Source organism: Thermosulfuriphilus ammonigenes (genome assembly GCF_011207455.1).
Lineage (GTDB): Bacteria > Desulfobacterota > Thermodesulfobacteria > Thermodesulfobacteriales > ST65 > Thermosulfuriphilus > Thermosulfuriphilus ammonigenes.
This window is the reverse complement of record NZ_CP048877.1, coordinates 300,456-324,484: the sequence shown is the minus strand read 5'-3', so window position 1 is coordinate 324,484 and position 24,029 is coordinate 300,456. Positions and strand designations below refer to the sequence as shown.

The following is a 24,029-nucleotide window of genomic DNA, read 5'->3' as shown; positions in this document are numbered from 1 at the left end:
GAGGGAGCCAGACCCTTTAATAAAGAAGAGCTGGATCGAATTCTCCGGGTGAACACCTGTGCTGCCTGTCATGGATACATGAGAGACCGAGAATTCTGGAAGGAGTTAACTAAGAGGTTTGGTCAGGCACCGGATGATACCGCCCATAAGAAAATACTAAAAGAAGATTCTAATTAGAGGACATTAGAATCAGGTTGAACTTTTCTTCAGAAGCCACAGACCTCCCAGGGCAAAAAGCAGGGGGGGAGTGGCTACTACCAAGGGGGGGTATATCCTTCCTGAGGTGGCCAGGGTATTAGCCAGCCCCCAGATGATCCAGGCCGCCACGCCGAGGACCAGTCCTAGAGAGATACCTGTGGCGATAATGTGCTTTCCCCTCCGGGAGACAAAGAACGTTCCGCCAAGGAGAAAGAGGGCCGGGGCCATAAAGGGGTAGATGATGCGCCTGAAAAACTCGGTAACCAGGGGGGCTGTCTTAAGGCCTGCTCGAGAAAAGAGTTCTATCTGTCCCCAGAGGGCAAAGAGATCCTTTACCTCTGGCGGGCGCTTAAGGGCCAGGAAATCCTCAGGGGAGGCCTTAAGGGAGACAAGCTTCTCCTCAAAGAGGCTTCGTTGGTAGGTTTGTTGTTCAAGTTGGCGCTTTTCTCCATCTTTTAGCCGCCAGACTCCTCCCTCCCAGGTGGCCTCCTTGGCCCAAAGGATAAGCCTCGGAAGAGGGTAGGAACTTACTGCCAAGAAACAGAAGTCTTTGAGCCTTCGGCCTTCCGGATCCAGGACCAGCCCCAGGTAAAAGCCATCTTCGCCTTTAAAGTATAGCCTTTCACCGATAAGGATTCCCCGGGGACGCTCCTTTTTAAGTTCTACCTGCCAGAGCTCTTCGGCCTTGGCCGTGGCCCAGGGGACCAGGGCCTCAGACAGGGGGATGGAAAGAGTAGCCATGGCCAGTGTGGTCAAGACTAAAGGGGCCAGGATCTCCCAGGGAGAAAAGCCACAGGCCCTCAGGGCCAGGAGTTCATGCCCCCGGGCCAGGAGGGCCAGGGTGATGAGGGCCGAGAGGAAAAGCACCAAGGGCAGGAGTTCCTCAATCACCGCCGGAACCCGATAGAGATAGTATCGCCAGGCAAGAGAGAGTCCTCCCTTAACGGCCATGAATTCGTCTAATTTTTCAAAGAAATCTACCAGGAGATAGAGCCCCACTACCGCTGGAGCCAATATGGAAAGAACACGCAGGTATTCTTGAAGAATATAGCGACTTATAAGCCTCATGGTTTCTTCCTGCCGAGGGTAATTTTGAGACTCTGGCCAGAGAGCAGGACCAGCCCTCCAGAAAGAAGGCCGAAAAAGATGTTAGGAAGCCAGAGGGATAAAACAGGAGGGATCCTCCCCGTCTCAGCCAATCCTGTGGCTCCAGCTAGGGCCCCGTAATATAGAAGAAAGAGGATTACGGCCAGGCTGACTCCGGCCGACCGGCCTGATCCTTTTATCTGGGCGGCCAGAGCGGCCCCCAAGATGCTAAAGATTATGGAAGCAAAGGGGAAGGCCAGTCTTTTGTGAAATTCGCTCTCCAGCTTGAGACGACGTTTGCTTCCTGGAGGAAAATCTTTGGCCCGTTCTCTGAGCTCAAGGAGCCCCATCTCACCCCGCCTTTTGGCAGTACCTGGGGGGGCACCAAGGGTTAGCTTGATGGTCATGGTGCCAAAACGGATGATCTCTCCTTTGTCCTGCTTTTGATAAAAGCGGTGGATAACACCGTCTTTAAGGATAAGGGTAGGGCCTTTGGGGTCTATTCGACCACTTTGAGCCAGGATAAGGCTTTCCGGATCCTTTTTCCGGCCGTCGTAGAGGAAGACCTCCCGTAATCTTAGCCCTCCCCCGTGGGTCTGGCCGGCGTAGATGGTCAGACCAGGAATCTCTGAGGCAAAGGTCTTCTCCGGAAGGCCTCGGGCGATCTTCTGACTTAAAAGATGACGCATAAACTGACGGAAATTGGCCTTACTCTGGGGCAAGACATAGACGGTGACCAGCATGGTTAGAGAAAAGACGATTAGAGCAAAGGTGGTCACCGGGGCCAAAAGCTCATAGAAGCTTACCCCCAGGGCCTCAAAGGCCAGAAGTTCACTGTCCTGAGAAAGGCGCAAGAAGGCCACCAGGCTGGCCACCAGGGCGGACATCGGCAGACAGAAGACCAAAAAATAGGGATAAAGGGATTGAAAGACCTGGAAAAACTCCGAAACCCCGGCCCGCTCTTTAAGAAGCAGACCAGAGAGAGGGATCATCCTTATGGTCAAAAGAAGACTGGTAAGTGAGAAAAGAGAGATAAGAAAGGGGCTCCAAAGCTCCCGGAAGATATAGCCAAAGATAATTCGTCCCATAAAAGACAATGCTACAGGGGGCCCAAGGCCTTGACAAGCGGCGGCAGATGAGAGAGAGAGCAGACCAGGATATGAATCTCAGGGGCTACCTGGAAGAGCTTGAGGAGAAAACGCTTTCGCCCTATGCCGCTCTGTCTTCTCGAAGTCGAGGGCGCCAGAGGGCTGAGGCCGAGTGCCCTCTGAGAACGGCCTTTCAGCGTGATCGTGACCGCATTATTCATTCCAAGGCCTTCAGACGCCTTAAACACAAGACCCAGGTCTTTCTCTCTCCTACCGGAGACCATTACCGTACCCGGTTGACCCACACCCTGGAGGTGGCCCAGATCTCCCGGACCATCGCCCGGGCCTTAAGGCTTAATGAAGACTTAACGGAGGCTATCGCTCTCGGCCATGATCTGGGCCACACACCCTTTGGACATGCCGGAGAGAAGGTCCTTGATGATCTTCATCCTGGCGGCTTTCGCCATTATGAGCAGTCGCTTCGGGTAGTGGAGTTTCTGGAGAAAAACGGCCGGGGGCTAAACCTCACCTGGGAGGTAAGGGATGGAATCCTCAAACACTCCAAGGGCCGGGCCAGTATTATTCCCGGACCAGAAGATGGGCCGGCAACCCTGGAGGGCCAGGTGGTGCGGGTGGCCGATATAATTGCCTACATCAATCATGATCTGGATGACGCTCTCAGGGCGGGGGTGATTACCATGGATGATATCCCCCGCTGGTGCCTTAAGATCTTAGGGAGCCGTCATTCCCAGCGTATCGGAACCATGGTTCGTTCTCTGGTTGAAAAGACCAAAGAGGCCGACGATGGCCGGCTTCATCTTGATCCGGCAGTCCTTGAGGCCATGGAGGCCTTGAGGGATTTTCTCTTCGAGAATGTCTATGAATCTCCCACCGTTCATGCCGAATTTATCAAGGCCGAAAAACTCCTGCGTGAGCTTTATGAATATTTTCTGGCCCAGGAGAACATCTGGGAAAAGGAGGCCACCCTTTATGGGCCGGAGACTTCGCGTCATCGTATTGCCTGCGATTTTATCTCCGGAATGACCGACCGTTATGCCCTTAACCTCTACAAGGAGCTCTTCATCCCCCGGCCCTGGCTGGTCTACTGATGGGAGATTACTTCGGACCAGCGGGTGCGCATAAATTCGGCCACTCGTTCAAGAGATTCCTTAAGGGCTCGATAGCGGGCCGGTTTCCTCTTGGCTTTGGAATTTATGTGGCGGATGGGATGAAACTGTCTGGCAGCCCACTCCATGGGGAATGTTCCCAGAATAGCTACTACGGTCTGAAGGTAATAGTGCCTGAGGACAAAGAGAATGGCGGCTAGGTAGGCCCCATAGACAAAAAAACTACAGGAATAAGAAAAGGCCCGACAGATATGGGGCCACAGGAAAAAGGCCCCGTATTGTTTGAGCCTGGAGAGATCTTCTTCGGAGAGTTCTCTTTTAAGCCGGGGTTCAAAGGGGCGGATCTGTTCTTCAGCTCGTCTCTGAAGAAAGATAAGCCAGGAGAGGGTAGAGATGATGGCCCCGGCATAGGCGTAAAACCCCCGGCTAGGGTGAAGGACCCAGACAGTAAGGACAATGGCGTAAATGAGTCGAACAATGGCCCCCATGAGCTACTCCTTAGATCAAGGCTTTCCGGTCTTGGGGTTTCCTAATTGTAGCCCATCTGGTCGGCTTTGCGAGGTCTTGGGTTGAGGTTGAAGATTTTAATTGAAGCCTGTTCGGACTGATTTAGAATAATTAAAATCTTTTAATAAATACTTTTCGAGAGAGGTTCTGTATGAGGAGATTGTTGATGGCTGTTTTTCTGCTTGCTTCTATCTTTCTCTGGGCCTGCGATCGTGGTCCGGGGGAGAACAGAGAGGTTGAGGCCTTGATCAAAAAACGCTGCACCATCTGTCATACCACAGAGCGTATTTATAAGGCTCGCCAGGGGCGTGCCTGGTGGGAGCAGACCATCGATCGGATGATCCGACACGGGGCAGAACTTACCTCAGATGAGCGTAAGGAGATCATCGATTTTCTCTCCCAAAGAAAATAACCAAACACTTTCTTTAAAATAATAAAGGGGGGAGATCCCCCCCTTTATTATTTTAGGCTACCTTTTTCTCTCCGGCCTCTTCTCCCAGAATGGCCTTCTTGAACTCCTCGAAGCCTATGCGGTCAATGAGTCGTCCTAGCCGGTCCATTTTTTTGGCGTGTTTTTCATAAAATTTGATGATCCGATCGGCGATCTCCAGGGCCTCTTCAGTGGAAACCCCTTCGATAAGGGTCTGGGCCAGACGCGGCCGGGCACCGCCGCATCCGCCAACCGTTACTGTCCAGCCCTTGCCTTTGCCGATGAACCCCAGATCCTTGATGCAGGTCTCCGAACACTGGTTGGGGCAACCGGCCACGCCGATTTTGAATTTGGCCGGCAGATTATAGCCGTGATAACGGCGATCAAGTTCAGCCCCCAGACCCAGGGAATCCTGCTGCCCCAGGCGGCAGAAGGTTGTGCCGGGACAGACCTTGATGCTCCGGACACAGGCTCCTACTGCAGCGCCAGGGTTGACTCCTAGCTCCTCCCAGATGCGATCTATGTCTTCTTCGGCGACGCCGACAATGGCAATCCGGTCGGCACTGGTCAGCTTGAGGGCCTTGGCCCCATACTTTTCGGCGATGTCGGCGATCTTCCGCAGAAACTCCGGGGTGACCACTCCCAGAGGCACGTGGGGAACAATGGCGTAGGTGGTCTTGTCTCGCTGAAGCACCGCACCCTTTTCTCCGTCCTTGAGCATAATGAACCTCCTTCTCTGTTTTTTGTCTTTTGTTTTTATTGGGCCTTCTTCTCAAAGACCCTTTTGGTTTCTATCAGTTTTGTCTGGGCCAGATAGTTTCGGGCCACTTTGGTGATTTCCTCCAGCAACCCTCCCCAAATACAGTAGAGGCCATCGCAGATAGGGGTCTCAAAAAGACATTTTTCTGGCAGCAGTGGCCCTTCGATAGCCTCATATATCTCCAGAAGCCGAATTTCTTCGGCTGGCCGTCCTAAGATGAATCCTCCCTTGGGCCCCCGGGTGGACTTTAGTAGCCCCTGGCGCCCCAGGCGCTGGAGAACCTTGGCCAAGTGGGATTCAGAGACCCCCAGGCTGCTAGCTATCTCCTTTACCCGGGTGGGCCTTCCCTCCCGAGAGGCCAGAAAGGCCATAGCGTGCAGGGCCAGAGAGGCGGCTTCGGATAGCCTGATGATGTTGTTCATTTTAAGGTTTCATCCTTAATAATATTTAGGATCTTTAATACCTGTTTATTTGCGGGGTGTCAAGAATTTTTTTTGATTAGAGAAAATTTTAATTAGCGGCTTGGTTTATGGGGAAAGCCGTTATCATCAAAGATCAAATCTTTAAAGCCAAACATATAAGGGTGTTCTAGGGTGCGAAAGTGCCATTGATTAAGGTGGTTAAACTGAATGGCCCGGTTCATGGTAGCAAAGTCGAGCATCCAACCTTGCTGGCCTCGGCGGAGAAAATAGGGGGGATATTCCCTTTGTTCCACCGGAAAGCGGATGACAGCACGGTCTCCAAGGATGATGACCTCAGCCGGCGGGGCCTTTAGAAGAGACTTTAAGGCATTTTCCTGCTGGGCGTCGGTTACCAGCCACTGACGAAAAAACCTCTGGGTCTCTGGGGTATAGAGCCCGAGGTCAGCGGCCTTTATGTGGAGTTTGAGGACCTGCTTGTATTTTTCAAGGGCGGCTAAGGGGGTTGGTTGGGGGCCGAAGAGGTCCCTGAGATTGGGTGATTCAGGGGTCTTTAGAGGCTGATTCACCCTCAGGGAGGCCTTGGCCCCTCCTCCTCCGGAGAGGTATTCAGGGCGGTTTTCCGGGGAGGCCTCGGGCTGATAGTCCCCTTCATTTATGGCCTCAAGAAGTTTAGCGGCGATAAGCTCTACGGTGGCCTCTATTCCTGGTCCTATCTTGCCGGAGGTAAAGAAGGGAACCATCTGTTTGCGTTCGATATACCCCACGAAGACATCAGTAAGGATGGGCTCAAGATCATAGCCTATCTCCAGCCGAACCTTTTCTCCGGCTGGGTCAATCAGGAGAAGTATGCCCCTGGCGCCCTTGGTCCTTGAGCCGAGGGCCTCTTTTTCAAAGATCTGGACAGCCAGAAGATCTATATCCGGGGCCCTCTTTTTGAGAACAACGGTCCTTAGCTCTATATCCAGATCCCTGAGGAGGACCTCTTGTATGCGGCCGATGCGCTTCTTTTCCTCTTTGCTAAGAAGGCCGGCTTCGTCGAGCACTCCGGGCCGGGAGGCTTCTCGACCACAGGAAAGAAGGATGACTATAAGCAGGCTGGCAATGGTGATTCGCAACATTTTTTCCTCCTTTGGGCCCTTTAGGCCTTTTAGATTTGATCGGCCCCAAAGGAGGATCAGAGAAAAGACTACTTGAGATATCTCTTAAGCACGAAATAAAAGATCAAAATCAAGACCAGGCCTGATCCAGCCCTGAGAATATCCAGGAGAGCAGGTTTTAGTTGATTCTTTGAGGTCTCTTCTCCGGGCTGGGGCTGGCTCTTCCTTCCGGTGGCTATGGTTCTCTCCAGTCGGTGTCCCTGACCGTCGCTGATGACTATTTGGTAGCTACCCGGTGGATCAGGAAAGAAGAGGAAACGGCCATTTTTGTCAGTGGCCCCGGTTTGAAAGGGGAGTTTGTCCCCTTGGCGGAAAACCTCCACCTGACAGTAGGCCATGGGAGAGCCGTCACCGTAGAAGGCCTCAAGTCCCACTCCGCCTTGAATTACCCGGGACCCCACCCGGTGACCCCATAGCGGAGAGGCCTGAAGGATACTTCCCAGCAGAATTAAGGCTATTAGGGTCCGGCCACCTTTCGGCCGGACCCTTCTGAGAGCTATCATCGGAGTTCAAAGGTCAAGGTAGAGACCACCTTGTAGAGATCGCACACCCGAGAATCAGGATAGTGTGTCAGGTAACGGACCACTATTAGCCAGACTCCGCGACGATCAAGCCGAATCTGGGCCCGACCCTGGGAGTCGGTTTCAGTGGCGTAGGCAAAGTCTGTTTCCCCCGTGGGAGAGAAACCGGCGTAGGTGGCATAGACAAAATGTTTGGCCAGGGGCTTTCCCTTAAAGGTTACCTGTATGGGAAGGTAGTCTCCCGGCCGGAGGATGTTAGGGTCCTTAAGGGGTACTATCTCTAGCTCGTGACCGAGAACCTTTCGGTAAACCTGCCCGCCAGCCTTTCCTACGCTGACAATGGCCTTGGCATATCCTCTGGAGAACTTACATTCAATGACCCCCTTAAGGCCCTTTTTGGGTTGTCGCTTGTAACCGGAGGTCGTCTTGGTAAAGAATCCTGCCTTACGCTGGGCGGCCAATAAATAGCTTCCCTCCTCCTCGAAGGCTGTCTGGGCGCGAAAGATGATGGGGATCTTTGAGGCTGACAGGGAAATCTTTTGCCCCGAAGGAGAGAGGGCAAAGGCCTCTTTAAGCCTTTCTTGAGGCAGAAAGTCACCCCCCTGGCCAGGAAAGGAATGCCCCCATCCCAGGGTCATCTGGAGGGATTCTCCAGGCATAAAGGCATAGGTACGAGGGTTTAGCCACATGAAATGGGCCTCGGCTACCGGGGGCAAGGCGGTCACCGAGAAGATTAAAAGACAAAAGGTTATCAGGTGTCTCATTTCCAACCTCCTTGTTAATTTTGCTTTTTTAGAATCTCATTTTCGTCCCCACAAAAACGCTCCTTCCGGCCCAATCTCTGGATGGTTCGCCGTAGCTGGTCTCAAAAAGGTTGTCCACTTCCATAAAAATCTCCCAGCCTTTGCCAAAGTTCTTTATGATTTTGGCCTCAGTCAGCCAGTAAGAGTCGATCTTTTTGGTGTTGGTGGTGTTGCTATAGACCCGGTCCACAAACTGGACTCCGACTAAAGTCTTCAGACCCCAGGGGCCTTGGTAGCCCAAACGCACAGCCAGAGAGTGACGGGGGCTGTAAGGCAGATCCTTTCCGGTGTCTTTGTTCTCTGTCTCCAGGAAGGTGTAGCTGAGATTGATCTCGCTGGCCGCTGTAGGCACTATCTTCAGGGCTAGTTCCAGGCCCTCGGTGTAAGCCTCCTGGACATTTTCATACGTTCTTACGGGTATTCCTCCGATGCTCTCGTTGGTCTCCACCCTTACGACCATATCCTCTACGTCATGACGGAACAGGGTAGCCGAGGTCCAGATCCCGGAGGCTATCACTCCCTCCACCCCCAGGCTGAAGCCCCAGGAAGTCTCAGGATCAAGGTTAGGGTTTGACTTTATGTAATAGCTTCCGTGTAGGAAGGGCTCTCGATAGTAGAGCTGACGGACAGTGGGTGATTTAAATGAACGACCAACAGAGGCCCTAAGTCTTCCGGTCTTACCGAAACGCCACATGGCCGCCACTCGGGGGTTGATTTCGCTCCCGAAAACGGAGTGGTCATCGTAGCGCACTCCGGCTACCAGACTCAGCCTTTCTTCAAGGGCCTCCAGCTCGTCCTGAATAAAAAGACTTTTGGTATCGATGGTCTTCTCAGCCAGGTTGTAATCCAGAGACTCCTCCAGGAACTCCCCTCCCAGGGTGAGAAGGTGTCTTCCCAGCGGGCCGCTTAGAAGAAACTCACCCTGACGATAGGTCATGTTCCCCTTGCGTTCGGTGTACCCGGGGGTGAAATGATGGAAATCCCACTTATAGAGATATCCGGATAGGCGGAGCCGGAGGTCGCCTTTAAGGTCCCAGGTCAGGGCAGGGGAGAGACGCAGCTTTTCTTCGTCAGCGTAAAGACGGTCGCGCTCTTCCCACTTAAAGGTCAGGTCAACCAGGGTATCTTTATTTATTTGGTGACTGGCTTTGGCCCAGAAGTGATCCCGCTGATATTCATCTCCCGGGCCACCATACTTGCGTCGATCTGCTTCCTCCCGGTCAAGGCTTAGCAGGATTCCAGAATTATTACCTACCGGGCCTCCTCCGGTGAGGTTGACCATCTTGGTTTTGTAGCTTCCGTAAAGCCCCGAGGCCGTGAGAAAGGTCTTGCTGGGAGTGGGCCGGGTGATGATGTTTACAACCCCCACCACGGCATCGCTACCGTAGAGGACAGATCCCGGGCCTTTGACGATTTCTATTCGTTCGATGAGCTCTAAGGGGATCTGGTTGAGTCCGTAGCCATACTCTCCCATGCCCCCTCCCTTAACCCTCTGGCCATCGACGAGGATAAGGCCGTAGCCGCTATTGAGGTCAAGCCCCCTTATCCGGGAGCGCCAGGCCGAGATGCCGGGAAGGTCTTCGGCCCGGATGAAGAGTCCCGGGCTATAGCGAAGAAGGTCGCTTATGGTGAGGGCGTTTGAGTCTTCGATCTGACGACGATCGATGACTTCGGTCTCTATCGGGACATCTTTAAGACGATGGGGGGTTCTGGTGGCAGTGACCACGATCTCTCCCAGACTCTCGCCCTCTTCTTGGGCCAGAGAGGAGCCAGGAAGAAGGAGAAAAAGGGCAACCAACAACCAAAGAAAGCGCATGGAAAACCTCCTTTTTGCTATGTTTTTAAAATTTATAACACCAAGTGGCCTCCCTAAATAACAAAAAAATAAAAAAAGTGCTACCACTTTTTTTTAAAAAAATTTTGCTGAGGAATGGGCCCCTGGGGTGGGGTTAGTCGGCCTTCTTGTCTAAGAAAATAAAGGCCAGTTTGGTGCGGGTTACGTCTTTGATAAGCCCTTTTTCTGAGGCCTTTTCCTGGACGAGGCGGTGGGCAATCTGGGCATCAAGGGGAGAGGGCTCCTTATAGAAGCTCAAACACCAGAGAAGATAAGAGACCTCTTCCTCTATCGGTAGCTCTAGCTCCCAAGTCTGCTTAAAGAAGCTGATCTCCGGAAGGTAGCCCAGGCCGTAAAGATAATTAAAGAGGGCCACGGCGTTGGCCGAAAACCAGCGCAACTCCTCCCCGGTGGCCTCCCGGTACAGACGGAGAAAGAGGTCGTTTTCATAGGGGCCGGCCCAGTAAAGCAGGGCTAAATAACGACGAGAACGTTTAAGCATTAGGTCAAGGGCCCTGAGATCATCGAGAATAGGGCTCATGCCGCAGAAGACCAGGTCAAAGTCCTCTTCAGACTCGTAGGTAAACCAATCCTGGCAGATACTCCGGACATTGGTGAGCCTGCGCTTTTTGAGCTCTGCTTCAAGCTCCTTAATCATGGCCGGGGAGATGTCGATACAAGTGACCCGGGACACCATGGGGGCCATCAACAAAGCGAAAGTTCCCGGGCCAGAGGCCACATCCAGGACCGTCTTATCCGGCCCCAGAACCCCTTTGGCCTGGAGGATGGAGACAACCCTTTTGACGGTCTCTCCGTAGCTGGTGGAACGAACAAAATCCTGGTAACTGTCAGCGATAACGTCCCAGCGATGGGATTCAAACCCCCTTCGCACCACCGACCACTCGGCCGCCTCTCCAGTGTAGCTCTTCCAGAAGTCAGAGCTAAGAAGATCCGCGAAAGACATGAATTCTTAATATCAAATTAAATTTAGTAACACAAGATTTTATTTATCTTAAATAGATGTTACCTGCCCTGAAAATATCCTTCAGGCAAGAGTAGCTTATCTGGCCAGGGGTTCCTCAGAGACAAGGGGGCGAAAGTAGATCTGATAGGCGAAGCCTTTGGGGTCAAGGGGGTCTTTGGCCTGGCCGTCTATCTCCAGATGAGGGTACATGAAGAAAGTCCTGGGAGGCTCTTCAGGGGGAGGGTTTAGATTCAGCCGCCGTCCGATGGCCAGCTGATGACGAAAGGGATCGAGACCTCCAAAAAAATATTCCCTTAACCGAACGATCTCTGGGTCAGAGAGGTTGGTTTTTTTGATGAGAAGGGCTTTAAGGACATCGGCTGGATCCACCGGGACCCAGCCGTAGCCCGGCAGGAAAAATTCGGCCCAGCAATGCTGCCAGCTGGTGATTTCCGCCTCTTCCTTTCCACCGAGTCTCAGGCCGAGGACCTCCCGGGCCGGTAGGCCGGCGGCCCGGCAAAGGGCCACGAAGACCGAGCTGATATCGGCGCACTTGCCGGCTTTTACCTTAATTAGACGAGAAACATCTCCCCGGCCACAACCCCTGACCTTGGGGTCCCGGCGCATGTTTTCCACCACCCAGTCATAGATGGCCCGGGCCTTGGCCAAGGGGGTTGTCTTCCCCCGGGTTATCTGGGCGGCCAGCCCTGAGAGCCCCTCAAGCTCTGAGTCAAGCTGAAGATAGGGAGCAAAGTGGACCGGATTCCAGGGGGCCGTCCCCTGGGGGAGATCCTGGGGGTGGATCTCCTTTCTTTCTACCAGGTAACGGACCTTCATCTCCGGGGAGCGAGTTTTGCTGAGATCCCACTCAGCGTAGATGATCAGATTGCCCCGCACGTCGTTTAAGACCCCATGGTAGGCAAAGTTACCAAAGATCTCCGGGCGGCTGATTCGCTGATACTTCGTCGTCGGAGGATAGGGGATCCAGAGCCTGGCCTCTTTGGCCCCGGGATCAGCCTGGGGTCGAAAAACCCAGGTGACCTCCCCCCTCTGGAGGCCTGCAGACCAGGCCGGAAGGCTCCAGAGAAGGGCCACCAAGATGAAGATCACCGTCCTCATGGCCTTTCCTCCTTTAAAATGGCCACCCGCGTGCTGCTGAAGTCAGGGATCCCTCCCAGCGGATCAACCAAGGGAAGATTATCAAGGGTTTCATCTAACCTGGCCAGCAGATTGGGGCTTATCCCCCGAGCCCGGCTCTTGTCAGCCCTTACCTTTGAGCCGAAGACCAGGTCTTTGCCCCCCAGGAGGGCCTCCTGGCCGCGTTCAATCTCAAGCTCCGAGGCCCCGTGTTGCCAGTGGCCGAAATGATGGGGCACGACCAGACACCCGGGGCGAACCCTCTCGGAGAGCTCCACCCGGGCCTTAAGGCCCCGAGGATTTGAGGCCGAGATCAACCTCACCCATTGCCCGGATTTAAGCCCCCGGGCGTCTTGAGGGTTAAGGAGGACTCTGGGCTCAGGTAAAAGTTCAAGGGCCCGGCGATAACAGATGGTTCGGGACTGGGTGTGAAGGGCCAGTTTGTGGGTGATAAGGACCAGAGGATAGGAGGCATCAACCTCCTCCACCAGGCGGCCATCAGCCAGATGGGCCGACTGATATCTGGCTGTTCCCCAGAAGGGTTTGCCATTTAAGCTGTTGCGGCTGGTGGCCAGATCTTCGTTCCAGATAAAGACCTGGGGAATGCCCCTTTTGAGATTGCCCCCTTCATCGAAGGCAGCCTCCGGGGGCAAAAAGACCCCACCGCGGGCCAAAATACTGCAACACCGTGCCCACTCTTCGGAGCTGAGTATCCGGCGGTGGGCAGCCACAGGATAATTGGCCTCCACGTAGGCCCTCTCCTCAGGAGAGGCCGGGGGGATTCCCAGACCCTCGGCCAGATTGACCACTCCCCGGAGGTAGAAGTCTTCGGCCTGGTGTAGGGGATGGAGCCCTCCCCTGGAGTCGGCAATGGCTCGGGGCCCAAAGCCCGGAAGTTTCAGGTATTCGGCCAAGTCAATGAGGAAGGTCTCCAGACAGAAGGGACGACCATCGTCCGTTTGGCCCGTGCGGGCAGCCACCACCGGCGTCCTCACAGCGGTAAATTTCTGGCCCGGGGCGTGAGGGGTCAGAAACCCATAGTGTCCTTCAAGATAGGTAACATCAGGGACAATATAGTCGGCGTAGATGTTGCTCTCGTTGATGGTTACGTCAATAGAAACGTGAAGAGGGACCTTTTCCGGGCTGGCTAGGGTCTCCTCAAAGCGTTTCCCCCCGGGAATGCTGTAGACGGGATTAAAGAAGTAGGTAAAGAGAATCTTTATAGGGTAAGGATACCGGGCCTCAATGCCGGCCATGGCCGAAGCAGAAAGCCCTCCCTTGGTAAAGGCAAACCAGGGCAGCTTAGAGGGATACCCCTTCTCTTTGAATTCGCGACTTTTCTCATAAGCGGCCCGCTCCCTGGAGATCTTTACCCCTTGAGGTCTTATGGCTCCGGGAAAGCTTCGGAGATCATATCGACCCTTCCGCCAGGGGCCAGCACCCCCGCCGGCCGGAAGATAGCCGCCCCGAAGGTTGATGTTGCCCACCAGGGCATTAAGAAGGGCAATGGCGTAGCTGGCGTAGGTGCCTCCAACGTAATTTCCCCCGCCGTGGTAGGCAAAAGCCGCACTCTGAGGAGCATGCTCTGCAAACTCCCGGGCCACCTGGCGAATCTTTGAAGCGGCCACCCCAGACTCTCGGGCATAGAAAGAAAGACTCCGGGAGAGGACCTCCTCTTTGAGGATAGAAAAGGCTGTCTTGACCTTTACCCGCGAGCCGTCCTTAAGGGTTATCTCTCCCTGCCACTCAAGAAGGCCACGGTCAGTTTGGCTGGCCGGAACCACCCTTCCGGAGGCCGAGACCACCAGCGGGTCATTCTCATTTCCCGGGGGCGGGGCGATATCTTTGGCCCTTATGAAGCGCCCCCAGGCCGGGTGCCCCGGGCTGGTGATCACCAAATAAGTGGCATTGCTAAAGACATTACGCCCCTTTTTAGCGGCGGCTCTTTGGTTTGCCAGAGAGAGGAACTCCCGGTCATAGAGCCCCTCTTTGAGGAGAACGTGCATGATCCCCATGGCCAGGGCTCCGTCTTTCCCGGGCCGCACCGGTAACCAAAGGTGGGCCTGGGACACGGCCTCATGGGCCCGGGGGTCGATAATTACATACTTGAGATCTCCCTTGGCCGCCCTTTCGGCCAGGGTGGCCCCGGCGGTGTTGACCCCCGGCTGAAGGGCGGCATAAATGTTGGAGCCAAAGATGAGAATATAGCGAGCATTCCAGAGATCGGCCTTAAGCTCTACCTCCTTCTGGCCGGTAAAGGCCCAGTTTCCCATACGAAACCCCAGACCACAGATGTCGGTGTGGCCGATATAGTTGGTTGATCCCACAGCCTGACAAACGAAACGTTTGATAAAGTGCTTCCGACCGGCCTGAGAACGTCCCGTAATCCAGACCAGCTGGTTCCGACGCGGCCCAAGTTCGGGGGCTCGTGGGGAAATTGGCTCGTCGCTGAGTACCTCTCTTAAGCCAGGAACATGGCGATCTTCCCCAAGGTGGGCAAAGAGCCGCCCCCCTTCGGCCACTTCGCGGATGAGCTGCTCCCAGGAGATGGGTACAAAGCGCCCCGAACCCCGAGGCCCGTTGCGTTTAAGGGGAACCCGGAGCCGATAAGGATTTTCTAGGTAATCCTGATCACACTGGGGTTTGCCACAGGTGCTGGCCGTCTCCCGAAGGGCTTCTTTAAGGGGAGTGTGGTAGTCAATGGGCCGACCTCGACGGTTGTAAGGATGGTATGGGTTACCCTCAACCTTGACCACCCTCTCTCCAGCGGCCCAGACTCTGAGACCACACCGGGCATTGCAGGCCAAACAGACGGTATGGACCAGACGGTGATGACCACCAAGGGGAAGATCGCGCCTTTGGTGTTTGGGCCACAGGGAGTAGATCTTTGGCGAAAACCGGCCCTGAGGGATCTTTATCTGGAGGTGATCAGCCAGGGCCCGGGCGACGTCTTTGTTGGCCAGAAGGCCGAGTAAAGCCCCTGAGGGATTGAGGAGATCACCAAATATCCGGGCTCCCGAGGGGCAGACCTCGACACAGGCCGGAACAAGACCCTGACCTACCAGATCAAGACAGAGAGAACATTTCCGGGCCCTCCTGCCCCTTATGATTAGCCCCCCTGGATAAGGACAGGCCTTAAGACAGTGGCCCAGACCTCGACAGCGTTTCTCATTAACCACCACAACGCCGGCCCTTTTTTCAAGGGCCCCCTGGGGGCAGGCCGGCAGGCATAAGGGTTGACGGCACTGACGACAGACAAGATGCTCAAAGACCGGCCTTACCTGGGGATAGCCTCCTTCTTCCTTTAAGGCCAGCCGTAAGCGATAGGCCCCCGGGGCCTGATTGTAGCAGGCAACGGCACAGGCCTGACACCCAAGACACCTGGTCTGATCGATAATGAGCGCCGGCCTTCTCAGGGAGCCCTCTCCGGCCCGCATCCTGCCATCTGCCAGATCCGGCCCTAAAATTACCAAAAGCCCGGCAATCTTCAGAAAATCTCGTCTCGTGGTCATGCTCGCCTTTATAGGCGAGTCTTTGGGGAGGCGTCCAATAGAAATTATAAATTGGGCAGATACCATCAATAGAATAAAGCTATTGAATTGAAGAAGTTAGTGTTTTTGGGTCTCGGGGCGGCTTGCAGCCCCTGGAGGCTTCTGTATCTTAGGACGGTTATGAAAAGATGGTTTCTTAAACTCCACCGTTGGTCTGGTTTCTTCCTTCTCTTCCCTCTTCTCTTTTACTGTTTGACAGGGGTTCTTCTTAATCATCGCCGGGATTTTGGCTACTTCCTCCACAAATATCGCACTCTCAAGAGTGTGGCTCCCCACGATGACTCTTCCATTAAAGAATTTATTGATTTTTATCGTCAGCAGATTGGTCGTTCGGATAGCCCTCGGGTGATCCGTATCAGGGGCGATGGCTTAATTGAGTTCCTTTATGGAACCCATGGAAAGGTGACTTATGTCATTGATCCCCTTCGAGGAAAAATGGAGATAATAGAAAAATCCCCCTGGCCGGTGATCTCCCGCCTAAATGATCTGCATCGGGCCTCTGGCTTTTCATTCTGGTGGGTTTTTCTGGCCGACGCCCTGGCCTTAATGATGGCTATCCTGGCCCTTACCGGGCTCTTCCTTCTTCCTCTCCGGCGGGCCGACTGGTTTCTCCTCCTTATGGGAGGGCTTGTCCTTTTGCTTTCTCTCTTTTTTCTTTAAATCTAGACATTTTGGTGGCCGTAAGTATAATAACCCCTTTAATTTTTAGGTCCTTAAGGAGGAGTAAGGAATGCTTCAAGTGACACCTACAGCCATCAGCAAGATCAAGGAATTCATCAGTGCCAATAAGGTCTCCGGCTGCATTCGGGTCACCCTTATGGGTGGTGGATGCATGGGGCCTTCTTTGGGGCTTGTCTTGGATGAGAGCCGTCCTGGAGACAAGGAGTTTGAGATAGACGGTCTTACCTTTGTCGTCAACGATTCTCTTTTAGACCACACCGGCCAGATCAAGGTGGATTTCATCGAGGCCGACGACTCCTGCGGTTGTGGTTGCGGGGGCAGCGGTTTTTCTATCTCCTCAGAAAAGGAACTGGCCTCCGGGTGTGGTAGCTCCTGTGGGGCCGGTGGTTGCTGTTAGCGATCAAGGGGGGCAGGGGAAACCCTGGCCCCCCAACTTCCTTCCGTGGTCAAATTCCCTTTTATTCTTCCTGACGCTACGGGAGTCTTTCTAGAGAGGCCCAATCGATTTTTAGCCCGGGTAAAGATCAGGGGGGGCAAGGAAAAAGGGCCAGTTGAAGTTCATGTCCATGACCCGGGTCGGCTTCCGGATCTTCTTATTCCCGAAAGGGAGGTCCTTCTCCGCCGGGCCCGAAATCCTCGGCTCCGAAAGACAGCCTGGGATCTTATCGCTGTCCGAAAAAATGATCATTGGGTTTTGGTCCACTCCGGTCTTCACCGCCAGATAGCGGAGATGCTCCTTGCCCATAGCCTGACAAACCCCTTTGGGCCAGCAGAAAGGCTTGCCGAACCAAGAAGGGGCCGACACCGGCTGGACTTTCTCCTCACGGCTGAAACGGGATCCCGGATCTGGTTAGAGGTAAAAGGCTGCACTTTGGCCCGCGGAGATCTAGCCCTCTTTCCAGATGCCCCCACCGCCCGCGGAGCAGGACACCTCAGGGAACTCATCTCTTTAAAAGAGGAGGGCGAGGGAGCGGCAGTCTTTTTTCTTGTTTTTCGGCCCGAGGCCCGGCGATTTGCCCCTTATCGAGAAGTTGACCCTCACTTTGCGGATCTTCTCAAAGAGGCTGTATCCTGCGGAGTAGGGGTCTATCCATTCTTGCTTGAGTACCAACCCCACGAGGGTATCCTTCTTTACCGGGGCCTCCTTCCTTTGGTTTTATGCTAGTGCTCTTTTATATTGATGGCAGGCTTACGAGGGATGAGAGGATCCAGTGGCCAGGCTTGAGGATCTTAAGCAAGGAGCCACCATTCGGGGTGTCCTTCCTGGACAGGACGTCACGGTAGTTAGTGTTCAGTGGTATGGAACCGATGCCATTGAACTCACCTACAAAGACGCCTCCGGTCGGGTAGGGAACCAGCTCCTTTTCCGAAGCGATGAAGAACGGCTTGAGCTGGTTACCGAAGGGCAGCCCTGGAGTTTTGAGGCCGACGGGGAGCTTTTGAGGCTTGTTTCCGAGGCCAAGCGCATTCGTCTGGCTTACCTCTTTGACCCTTACCTTGCCGTGCACACCTCGATGATTGACCCTCTTCCTCACCAGATCACTGCGGTTTACGAAAAGATGCTGCCCCGCCAGCCCCTGCGCTTTCTCCTGGCGGATGACCCTGGGGCCGGAAAAACCATCATGGCCGGGCTTTACATCAAAGAATTGATGATCCGTGGCGACCTTCAGCGTTGCCTTATCGTCTGCCCGGGCAATCTTGCTGAACAATGGCAAGACGAACTTTGGCAGCGTTTTCAATTGCCCTTTGAGCTCCTCACCAATGATCGCATTGAATCGGCCCGCACCGGCAACGTTTTCCAGGAAATGCCTCTGGTGATCGCCCGTCTCGACAAACTTGCCCGAAACGAAGACCTTCAGGAAAAACTCGCCCAGGTAGATTGGGACCTGATCGTGGTGGATGAAGCACACAAAATGTCCGCCACCTATTTTGGAGGCGAGGTCAAATATACCAAACGTTATCGCTTGGGACAGCGCCTCTCACAGATCACTCGCCATTTCCTTTTAATGACTGCTACTCCCCACAACGGCAAAGAGGAAGACTTTCAGCTCTTTATGGCCCTGCTTGACCCGGACCGGTTTGAAGGCCGTTATCGGCCCGGCGTACACGATACGGATGTTTCTGATCTAATGCGCCGGATGCTCAAAGAGGAGCTTCTCAAATTCGACGGTACCCGTCTTTTCCCCGAACGAAGGGCCTATACCGTCACCTACGAGCTTTCTGACCTTGAAGCCAAGCTCTATGAAGAGGTAACTACAAGGGATGGGAGGTTAAGGAGATATGAATATGACCTTGAAGCCAAGCTCTATGAAGAGGTAACGGCCTATGTGCGGGATGAGTTTAACCGCGTGGAAAGGCTTAAGGACCCGAATCGCAAAGGCACCGTAGGTTTTGCGCTGACCATCCTCCAAAGGCGACTGGCTTCATCACCTGAGGCTATCTATCAATCCCTCAAAAGACGCCGGGAGCGCTTAGAATCTCGCCTGCGTGAAGCCGAAGTGCTTTACCGTGGTTCCCTTGTTTCCCTCCCCAAGGAAACGAAAGAGATTTCCTTTACCGAAGAGGAAGTGGAAGATCTCCAGGATCTTCCGGCCGAAGAAATGGAAGCTCTGGAAGAGGAAATAATAGATCAGGCCACGGCGGCTCAGACCATTGAAGAATTGCGCAGTGAAATAGAGACCTTGAAGCGCCTTGAAAAGCTGGCCCTTGCCGTGCGCGCAAGCGGTGTTGACCGAAAGTGGGAAGAGCTCTCAAAGCTCCTTCAGGAAAAAGAAATCATGTTTGATCGTCATGGCCGACGCCGCAAGCTTGTCATCTTCACCGAACATCGTGACACTCTGAATTACCTGGCCTCCCGCATTCGGACTTTACTTGGTCGTCCGGAAGCTGTCGTCACCATCCACGGCGGAATGAGACGCGACCAGCGGTGCTTTGTTCAGGAGCAATTTATCCAAAACGAAGAAGTGTCCATCCTGGTGGCCACAGATGCCGCTGGAGAAGGTATCAACCTCCAGCGTGCCCATTTGATGATCAACTACGATCTCCCTTGGAATCCCAACCGCATAGAGCAGTGGTTTGGCCGCATTCACCGGATCGGTCAAACCGAAGTATGCCATCTATGGAACCTGGTGGCCGAGGAGACCAGAGAGGGAGACGTTTATCTGACCCTTCTTAAAAAGCTTGAGCAGGAAGCAAGACTTTGGGGGGCGCGGTCTTTGATGTCTTAGGCAAGGCCATAGACGGCAAAGAGCTTCGCCAGCTTATCATAGAAGCCATCCGGTATGGAGATACACCCGAGGTGCGCGCCCGCCTCAGAGAGAAAGTGGAAGGGGCTTTGGATCACCGTCGTTTACAAGCCCTTATCGAAGAGAAGGCGCTGGCCCACGAGATCATGGACGTGGTCCAGGTCTTTGCCATCAAGAAGATGATGGAGCGCATGGAGGCCCTTCGGCTTCAGCCTCATTTTATTGCCGCCTTTTTCAAAGCGGCCTTCAAACACCTTGGCGGAACCATCGTGGAGCGGGAGCCCGGGCGTTACCAGCTTCGCTATGTGCCAGCCATCATCCGGGAAAGAGGAAGGCGTCTGGGGTTTTCCGACCACATCCTGCGCAGTTATGAGCGCATCTGCTTTGAAAAAGAACTGCGCCAGGTCCCCGGAAAGCCCACCGCAGACTTTGTCGCTCCGGGCCACCCTCTCCTTGATACGGTGATCAATCTTATTCTGGAACGCTACCAGGACCTCCTGAAACAAGGCGCCATTTTGGTTGACGAGAAAGATCCCGGTGGCCATGGCCGCGGTCATGGCCCTTGAGCGCCGGCTCGGCCATGATCCCGTTGACGCTAGCCGAGAAAATCTTGGCTATGACATAGAGTCCGTTATTCACCTGGATGGCGGGAGAGAAAAATTGCGCTTCATTGAGGTCAAGGGCCGGGTTTCCGGCGCCCCTACGGTGACCATCACCCGCAACGAAATTCTCTGTGCCTTCAATAAGCCGGATGATTGGGGCCTGGCTTTGGTAGAAGTCCCTCGTCTAGAAGGTTTCAGCTTGAGCTTGAGGGAGAGGCCACGGAGTTTCCGGAAGAGCTGCTCTCCCAATGCCGGATACGTTATGTATGGCGCCCTTTCCTTAAGGAGCCGGATTTTGCGGTCATCAGCGTCAATTATGATTGGGGAAAGCTTTGGAGCCTAGGGGTGGAGCCCCTCCTTGACCGTTCCAATAACCATATGATATAAATTTTCATGAAAATTCATGCGCATTCATGAGAGGTATGTATGGCTAATCTTCAAGTTAAAGGCGTTGATGACGATTTTTACGAGGCCCTGAAGCTTCTAGCCAAAGAGAAAGGGCGTTCGTTATCCCAGCAAGTTCTTATTATGCTTAAGGAATATCTCGCTAAAGAAAAGAGGCTTTCAAAAGCTAAAACCCCCGGAGCTCTTTTGCTTGAGCTTGCAGGCTCCTGGGAGGACGAAAGACCGGCCGAGGCCATAATTGAAGAGTTAAAAGCGTCTCGGAAACCGTCACGAAAATTCGAGAAGGGCTTAAATGTATCTTCTTGACACGAACATAGTGATCTATGCCTTAAAAGGCATTCCTCCCGTCTTAGCCCATCTTGAAGCTCATCGTGATGATCCCATGGCCCTGAGTGCGGCAACTTTAATGGAACTTTATTACGGAGCCTACAAATCGCAGAAAGTGCGGGCCAATCTGGCAAGAATCCGAGCCATAGAAGAGGTCTTTGAAATTATCCCCGTGGGCCCTGAAATTGCCGAAACCTTTGGAGATCTCAAAGCCGGACTGGAAAGGGAAGGCCTGCCCCTTGACGATTTCGATTTGATTCTGGCCGCTACCGCCCTATGCTACAATTTAACTTTGGTTACCAATAATGTTAGACATTTTGGCCGCATAGAGGGGTTAAAATTGGAAAATTGGGCGGAATAAAATGGTTAAGTTTCGTCTAGAAGGGCTTGAGCTTGAGGGAGAGGCCACGGAGTTTCCGGAAGAGGTGCTCTCCCAATGCCGGATACGTTATGTATGGCGCCCTTTCCGCAAAGAGCCGGATTTTGCGGTCATCAGCATAAACTATGATTGGGGAAAGCTTTGGAGCCTAGGGATGGAGCCCCTTTAGCTTGTCAAAGTTTTTCTATTTGCTACACTTGTAAACATGAAAAAGGTTTTAGTTGGAGCCAGAATAGAACCAGAGCTTAAAGAATCTTTGGATCGTCTTTCCAAGGTTACAAGGCGTAGCCTGGCCCACATTGTGCGCGAAGCCCTCCAAAATTATGTAGAGCGTAACGCCTGGCAGATAGAGGCAATTCTTGAGGGTGTTCAGGAAGCCGAGGCTGGCAATTTCGCCACCGAAGAGGAAGTACGCGAGTTTTTTCTCAAGTGGGGAGTAGATGTCTAAGGCCTCCCTCAAGTGGCTGCGCCTTGCTTTGAGAGACTTGGACGAGATTTCTTCCTACATTGCTAAGGACAATCCCACCGCGGCGCAAAAAGTAGTGCAAAGGGTTTATGAGGTGGCTCTAAATCTTCGAGATCATCCCGCCATGGGACGCCTTGACCGAGTACCTGGAACGCGCGAGCTTGCCATTTCAGGTCTTCCTTTCATTCTGGTTTACAGAGTCAAGGGCCGTAGGGTAGAGATCTTAAGGGTGCTTCACGGCGCCAGAAAATGGCCACCTGAGGGAGAGTAAAAAAACATAAAATTAAAAAAATTAAAAATGAAAAAGCAAAAGGATCATTTGCAGGCCAAACTTTCTATCTCCATAGATCCCCTTTTAGCTCAAGAACTCAGTGTCTGGACCGAAAGGGAGAATCGTACTTTAATCTTCTTTGATAGAGGAGATTCTCCGAGAAGGGCTTAAGGCTCGTTTTAGGGAAAAGCCTAAAAAGGCTTCCAAAACCAAAAATTTAGCCAAGTTTGCCGCCCGCCTGCCCATTCTCCGAAAATCAAGCGAGCGCCTGCGTGAGCTGGTAGAAAAGGCCATAGAACTTGTCCGTAAAGACGCCGAAGAGGACGAGACCACCTGGGACTTCATCGCTCCGCCGGACTGGCCGGATGGGGTAGAGGCGGTCGCTAGGCGCCACACCGAGCTTGCCGAAATAAAGCGCCAGATAGACGAAGAGGTCTATCGCCTTTACGAAATCTCCGAAGAAGACCGCCGGGCGATTGAGGAGGAGCTGGGGGGTTGAAGGAGGGGGAAAGAATAGATTAAACTTAGCTAAACTTAGCTAAAAGGTAGAGAGTTATGCGTCTGGTTAACATGCACGAGGCCAAAAGCAAGCTTTCAAAGCTTATAAAGGAAGTCTTGGCCGGGGAGGAAATAATTATCGCCAAGGCCGGGAAACCGGTGGCCAAGCTTGTCCCCTACAGGCCGCATCTTGAGCCGAGGCCCTTTGGGGGCTACGAGAACCAGATCTACATCCCGCCTGATTTTGACGAAACCGATGAGGAGATAGTGAAGCTTTTTGAGGGCCAGGGTGAAAGGTTATCTTCTTGATACGCAGATTTTTCTATGGTGTTTGATAGATAGCCCCCGGCTCACCCCGAAGGCCAGAAAGATCATCGCCGACCCGTCCAATCCGGTCTTCGTGAGTGCAGTTACCAGCTGGGAGATAGCCATCAAAAAGAGCCTGGGAAAGCTTAAGGCCCCGGATGACATAGCCCGTATCGTTGAAGAGAGGGGTTTCCTTGAGCTCCCCGTATACCTTTATCACGGTGACCGGGTGTTAAAACTTCCCGGGCACCACCGTGACCCTTTTGACCGGATGCTCATCGCCCAGGCCCTGGCCGAGGACCTTGTAATTATCACCGCGGACAGGAAGTTTGAAAAATACGGGGTGAAGCTGATAGGAGTCTGGTGATGGACCGTCAGGAACTGGCAAAAAGGTGGATAAGCTACGCGGTGGGAATTGTGCTGGGGAGATTCAGGCCCGGTGTTTCCGGGGCCCTTGGCCGCGGGAGGTTTGCAGATGAGATCGCGGAGAGGCTGAGAGCGCTTTCCGTGCCTCACGGCATCGCCGCCCTTGATGAAGGCCACCCGTACGACCTTGCGGCCAGAGTCTTTGAGGCGCTGAATATTACTTACGGCGAAGAGCAGGCGGCGGAGATTGTTCGCGAGGCATCGGCAAGCAGGGAGACCCTCCCCAGCTTAAAAGCCAAAAACTAAATCAATCTTTCTGGCCGCAGCCTTTCCAGGCTTCGGGTAGCCCCTTGCGAAACAGTCTAAAGTTATCCTGCGAAAACACCCATGCCCCTCCGAACCCTTTGATTTTCAACGTCCCGCAAAGTCTCACCAAGTCCCGTCAAATCCCGTTATTTGTGAACTAGTCCAAACTTATCCTGCAACTGTCTAAGTTTAGACTGCAATTTTTCCAATTTTGAGTTGCAATGAACAGTCAAGGGAATGAGGGGATAGTCATCAGAACTCTTATTGAGAAGTGGTCTCAATTAGCGTGACTTGTAAGCCTTGAAGAAGACGAAGATTTGGTGGGCCGCGGAGGACTCGAACCTCCAACCTATGGATTAAGAGTCCATTGCTCTGCCAAATTGAGCTAGCGGCCCACCTTAAGACCAGATTTGCTGGCGTCCCCGAGGGGATTTGAACCCCTGTTGCCGGCGTGAAAGGCCGGTGTCCTGGACCTGGCTAGACGACGGGGACACCTTAAAAACAAATTGTGGTGGGTCGGGCAGGATTCGAACCTGCGACTCTCGGCTTAAAAGGCCGATACTCTGCCAGCTGAGTTACCGACCCAGAGAGC

General features: G+C 53.5%; 27 protein-coding genes, 3 tRNA genes and 1 pseudogene. 16 read left to right on the top strand and 15 right to left on the bottom strand.

The genetic code is table 11. The annotated features are described in order from the left end of the window. Nucleotides 1-189 precede the first annotated feature (189 nt). Both G4V39_RS01560 and G4V39_RS01555 read right to left on the bottom strand, forming a co-directional pair. Nucleotides 190-1,266, bottom strand: a complete 1,077-nt coding sequence (locus G4V39_RS01560; RefSeq protein WP_166031258.1) for an LptF/LptG family permease — start codon at nucleotides 1,264-1,266, stop codon at nucleotides 190-192. After that, nucleotides 1,263-2,372, bottom strand: a complete 1,110-nt coding sequence (locus tag G4V39_RS01555) for an LptF/LptG family permease (protein ID WP_166031257.1) — start codon at nucleotides 2,370-2,372, stop codon at nucleotides 1,263-1,265. Before G4V39_RS01555 ends, G4V39_RS01560 begins: the two co-directional genes overlap by 4 nt. Nucleotides 2,373-2,419: 47 nt before the next feature. Between G4V39_RS01555 and G4V39_RS01550 the strand changes: the two genes are divergently transcribed. Then, nucleotides 2,420-3,481 (top strand): deoxyguanosinetriphosphate triphosphohydrolase, encoded by a 1,062-nt coding sequence (locus G4V39_RS01550; protein ID WP_210412150.1) that lies wholly within the window; start codon nucleotides 2,420-2,422, stop codon nucleotides 3,479-3,481. Here G4V39_RS01550 and G4V39_RS01545 read toward each other — a convergent pair. After that, nucleotides 3,475-3,987, bottom strand: a complete 513-nt coding sequence (locus G4V39_RS01545) for a hypothetical protein (protein WP_166031256.1) — start codon at nucleotides 3,985-3,987, stop codon at nucleotides 3,475-3,477. The genes G4V39_RS01550 and G4V39_RS01545 overlap by 7 nt on opposite strands. Nucleotides 3,988-4,172: 185 nt before the next feature. Between G4V39_RS01545 and G4V39_RS01540 the strand changes: the two genes are divergently transcribed. Further along, complete coding sequence (locus tag G4V39_RS01540; protein ID WP_166031255.1) at nucleotides 4,173-4,418, top strand: hypothetical protein; 246 nt, start codon at nucleotides 4,173-4,175, stop codon at nucleotides 4,416-4,418. A gap of 52 nt (nucleotides 4,419-4,470) precedes the next feature. Here the strand turns inward: G4V39_RS01540 and G4V39_RS01535 are convergent, their stop codons facing one another. The 9 genes from G4V39_RS01535 to G4V39_RS01495 all read right to left on the bottom strand — a co-directional run bounded on the left by G4V39_RS01535 (nucleotide 4,471) and on the right by G4V39_RS01495 (nucleotide 15,546). Next, nucleotides 4,471-5,157 (bottom strand): NAD(P)/FAD-dependent oxidoreductase, encoded by a 687-nt coding sequence (locus tag G4V39_RS01535; protein WP_166031254.1) that lies wholly within the window; start codon nucleotides 5,155-5,157, stop codon nucleotides 4,471-4,473. 35 nt (nucleotides 5,158-5,192) lie between these two features. Beyond that, nucleotides 5,193-5,618, bottom strand: a complete 426-nt coding sequence (locus G4V39_RS01530) for an RrF2 family transcriptional regulator (RefSeq protein WP_166031253.1) — start codon at nucleotides 5,616-5,618, stop codon at nucleotides 5,193-5,195. A gap of 92 nt (nucleotides 5,619-5,710) precedes the next feature. Next, on the bottom strand, nucleotides 5,711-6,736 hold the full coding sequence (locus tag G4V39_RS01525; RefSeq protein ID WP_166031252.1) for a TPM domain-containing protein: 1,026 nt from the start codon (nucleotides 6,734-6,736) through the stop codon (nucleotides 5,711-5,713). 68 nt (nucleotides 6,737-6,804) lie between these two features. Then, nucleotides 6,805-7,278, bottom strand: coding sequence for a carboxypeptidase-like regulatory domain-containing protein (locus G4V39_RS01520; protein ID WP_166031251.1), 474 nt, complete (start codon nucleotides 7,276-7,278; stop codon nucleotides 6,805-6,807). After that, on the bottom strand, nucleotides 7,275-8,060 hold the full coding sequence (locus G4V39_RS01515) for a DUF4198 domain-containing protein (RefSeq protein WP_166031250.1): 786 nt from the start codon (nucleotides 8,058-8,060) through the stop codon (nucleotides 7,275-7,277). The genes G4V39_RS01520 and G4V39_RS01515 overlap by 4 nt, the downstream gene beginning before the upstream one ends. 28 nt (nucleotides 8,061-8,088) lie before the next feature. Further along, a complete protein-coding gene (locus G4V39_RS01510; RefSeq protein ID WP_166031249.1) occupies nucleotides 8,089-9,915 on the bottom strand; it encodes a TonB-dependent receptor plug domain-containing protein in 1,827 nt (608 codons plus the stop codon). A 133-nt stretch (nucleotides 9,916-10,048) separates the two neighbouring features. Further along, nucleotides 10,049-10,897: a class I SAM-dependent DNA methyltransferase gene (locus G4V39_RS01505; RefSeq protein ID WP_166031248.1), complete on the bottom strand. Its 849-nt coding sequence runs from the start codon at nucleotides 10,895-10,897 to the stop codon at nucleotides 10,049-10,051. 96 nt (nucleotides 10,898-10,993) lie between these two features. Next, nucleotides 10,994-12,016 carry a transglutaminase-like domain-containing protein gene (locus tag G4V39_RS01500; protein WP_166031247.1) on the bottom strand — a complete coding sequence of 341 codons (1,023 nt, stop codon included), beginning with the start codon at nucleotides 12,014-12,016 and terminating at the stop codon, nucleotides 10,994-10,996. Further along, nucleotides 12,013-15,546: a molybdopterin-dependent oxidoreductase gene (locus tag G4V39_RS01495; protein ID WP_166031246.1), complete on the bottom strand. Its 3,534-nt coding sequence runs from the start codon at nucleotides 15,544-15,546 to the stop codon at nucleotides 12,013-12,015. The genes G4V39_RS01500 and G4V39_RS01495 overlap by 4 nt, the downstream gene beginning before the upstream one ends. A gap of 159 nt (nucleotides 15,547-15,705) precedes the next feature. Between G4V39_RS01495 and G4V39_RS01490 the strand changes: the two genes are divergently transcribed. From G4V39_RS01490 to G4V39_RS01430, 14 genes and pseudogenes are all read left to right on the top strand, one after another. Then, nucleotides 15,706-16,245 (top strand): PepSY-associated TM helix domain-containing protein, encoded by a 540-nt coding sequence (locus G4V39_RS01490; protein ID WP_166031245.1) that lies wholly within the window; start codon nucleotides 15,706-15,708, stop codon nucleotides 16,243-16,245. A gap of 70 nt (nucleotides 16,246-16,315) precedes the next feature. Next, entirely contained in the window at nucleotides 16,316-16,663 is a 348-nt protein-coding gene (locus tag G4V39_RS01485) for an IscA/HesB family protein (protein WP_166031244.1), read from the top strand. Nucleotides 16,664-16,708: 45 nt separating this feature from the next. Next, nucleotides 16,709-17,431 carry a DNA/RNA nuclease SfsA gene (gene sfsA, locus G4V39_RS01480; RefSeq protein ID WP_166031243.1) on the top strand — a complete coding sequence of 241 codons (723 nt, stop codon included), beginning with the start codon at nucleotides 16,709-16,711 and terminating at the stop codon, nucleotides 17,429-17,431. Between the two features lie 46 nt (nucleotides 17,432-17,477). Then, a pseudogene (locus G4V39_RS01475) lies at nucleotides 17,478-20,050 on the top strand (DEAD/DEAH box helicase); the annotation flags it as partial. A 4-nt stretch (nucleotides 20,051-20,054) separates the two neighbouring features. After that, entirely contained in the window at nucleotides 20,055-20,456 is a 402-nt protein-coding gene (locus G4V39_RS11425) for a protein NO VEIN domain-containing protein (protein ID WP_425505350.1), read from the top strand. 83 nt (nucleotides 20,457-20,539) lie between these two features. Then, complete coding sequence (locus G4V39_RS01470; protein ID WP_166031242.1) at nucleotides 20,540-20,824, top strand: FitA-like ribbon-helix-helix domain-containing protein; 285 nt, start codon at nucleotides 20,540-20,542, stop codon at nucleotides 20,822-20,824. Further along, nucleotides 20,811-21,206, top strand: coding sequence for a type II toxin-antitoxin system VapC family toxin (locus tag G4V39_RS01465; RefSeq protein WP_166031241.1), 396 nt, complete (start codon nucleotides 20,811-20,813; stop codon nucleotides 21,204-21,206). Before G4V39_RS01470 ends, G4V39_RS01465 begins: the two co-directional genes overlap by 14 nt. Before the next feature lies 1 nt (nucleotide 21,207). Then, a complete protein-coding gene (locus tag G4V39_RS01460; protein WP_166031240.1) occupies nucleotides 21,208-21,393 on the top strand; it encodes a hypothetical protein in 186 nt (61 codons plus the stop codon). Nucleotides 21,394-21,429: 36 nt separating this feature from the next. Continuing rightward, a complete protein-coding gene (locus G4V39_RS01455) occupies nucleotides 21,430-21,672 on the top strand; it encodes a CopG family ribbon-helix-helix protein (RefSeq protein WP_166031239.1) in 243 nt (80 codons plus the stop codon). After that, on the top strand, nucleotides 21,665-21,961 hold the full coding sequence (locus G4V39_RS01450) for a type II toxin-antitoxin system RelE/ParE family toxin (protein ID WP_166031238.1): 297 nt from the start codon (nucleotides 21,665-21,667) through the stop codon (nucleotides 21,959-21,961). The genes G4V39_RS01455 and G4V39_RS01450 overlap by 8 nt, the downstream gene beginning before the upstream one ends. Nucleotides 21,962-22,100: 139 nt before the next feature. Continuing rightward, nucleotides 22,101-22,460 carry a hypothetical protein gene (locus G4V39_RS01445; protein ID WP_166031237.1) on the top strand — a complete coding sequence of 120 codons (360 nt, stop codon included), beginning with the start codon at nucleotides 22,101-22,103 and terminating at the stop codon, nucleotides 22,458-22,460. A 56-nt stretch (nucleotides 22,461-22,516) separates the two neighbouring features. Next, nucleotides 22,517-22,768 (top strand): type II toxin-antitoxin system Phd/YefM family antitoxin, encoded by a 252-nt coding sequence (locus G4V39_RS01440; protein WP_166031236.1) that lies wholly within the window; start codon nucleotides 22,517-22,519, stop codon nucleotides 22,766-22,768. Next, nucleotides 22,749-23,132, top strand: coding sequence for a type II toxin-antitoxin system VapC family toxin (locus G4V39_RS01435; RefSeq protein WP_166031235.1), 384 nt, complete (start codon nucleotides 22,749-22,751; stop codon nucleotides 23,130-23,132). The genes G4V39_RS01440 and G4V39_RS01435 overlap by 20 nt, the downstream gene beginning before the upstream one ends. Next, entirely contained in the window at nucleotides 23,132-23,437 is a 306-nt protein-coding gene (locus G4V39_RS01430) for a hypothetical protein (RefSeq protein ID WP_166031234.1), read from the top strand. Before G4V39_RS01435 ends, G4V39_RS01430 begins: the two co-directional genes overlap by 1 nt. A gap of 318 nt (nucleotides 23,438-23,755) precedes the next feature. Here the strand turns inward: G4V39_RS01430 and G4V39_RS01425 are convergent. From G4V39_RS01425 to G4V39_RS01415, 3 genes are all read right to left on the bottom strand, one after another. After that, nucleotides 23,756-23,832 (bottom strand) — tRNA-Lys (locus G4V39_RS01425). 19 nt (nucleotides 23,833-23,851) lie between these two features. Then, nucleotides 23,852-23,929: transfer RNA gene (locus tag G4V39_RS01420), tRNA-Glu, on the bottom strand. A gap of 17 nt (nucleotides 23,930-23,946) precedes the next feature. Next, nucleotides 23,947-24,022: transfer RNA gene (locus G4V39_RS01415), tRNA-Lys, on the bottom strand. Nucleotides 24,023-24,029 lie beyond the last annotated feature (7 nt).